The organism is Methylobacterium bullatum (assembly GCF_014845095.1).
GTDB classification, from domain to species: domain Bacteria; phylum Pseudomonadota; class Alphaproteobacteria; order Rhizobiales; family Beijerinckiaceae; genus Methylobacterium; species Methylobacterium bullatum.
The window spans coordinates 1-812 of sequence record NZ_NKUG01000270.1; the positions used below are offsets into that span (position 1 = coordinate 1).

Consider the following 812-nt stretch of genomic DNA (forward strand, 5'->3'; position numbering starts at 1 on the left):
GGCGAACAGGGCCGCGAAGATGAGGCAATCGCTCATCAGGTAGATCCAGAAGCCGAGCATGGTGCCGCCTTCGGGATGGTGATCCTCCTCCATGTAGAAGGAGGGTGCCTCGCCGTCCTTGGCGAGGGTGGGGGAATGCGACGCCATGGTTCTCAGACCCGACCTTCGAGCATCCGCGTCCGTTCAGTCTCGGTACCGATGACGGCGTCGGCCGAGATGTAGAAGTCGCGGTTGTAGTTGAACGTGTGACCGATGGCGACGACGGCCATGGCGATGAAGGTCAGCGCCGCAAGCCACCAGATGTACCAGATCATACCGAACGAGAAGCCGATGCTGAGGATACCCAGGATCATGCCCGTACCGGTGTTCTTCGGCATGTGGATCGGACGGAAGCCCTTGAGCGGTCGCGCATAGCCGCGACGCTTCATGTCCGACCACGCATCGTGGTCGTGGATCACCGGCGTGAAGGCGAAGTTGTAGTCCGGCGGTGGGGAGGAGGTCGACCATTCGAGGGTCCGACCGCCCCACGGATCGCCGGTGTGGTCACGCAATGCTTCGCGCCGCATGAAGCTCACCACGAGCTGGATGATGAAGGAGAGGATGCCGAGTGCGATCAGACCGGCGCCGAAGGCAGCGATGATGAACCAGATCTGCAGCGACGGGTCGTCGAAATGCTGGACGCGGCGGGTCACGCCCATCAGGCCGAGGACGTAGAGCGGCATGAAGGCGAAGTAGAAGCCCGAGAGCCAGAACCAGAACGACATCTTCCCCCAGAACGGGTCGAGCCGGAAGCCGAAGGCCTTCGGGAACCA

At 62.3% G+C, this 812-nt stretch carries 1 protein-coding gene and 1 pseudogene; both read right to left on the reverse strand.

All coding sequences use genetic code 11. From position 1 onward, the window contains the following. Positions 1-147, reverse strand: a pseudogene (locus MBTS_RS23925) (cytochrome o ubiquinol oxidase subunit III); the annotation flags it as partial. A 5-nt stretch (positions 148-152) separates the two neighbouring features. Further along, positions 153-812 (reverse strand): cbb3-type cytochrome c oxidase subunit I (locus MBTS_RS22980; protein WP_192216576.1); only part of this gene is annotated, 660 nt, incomplete at its 5' end.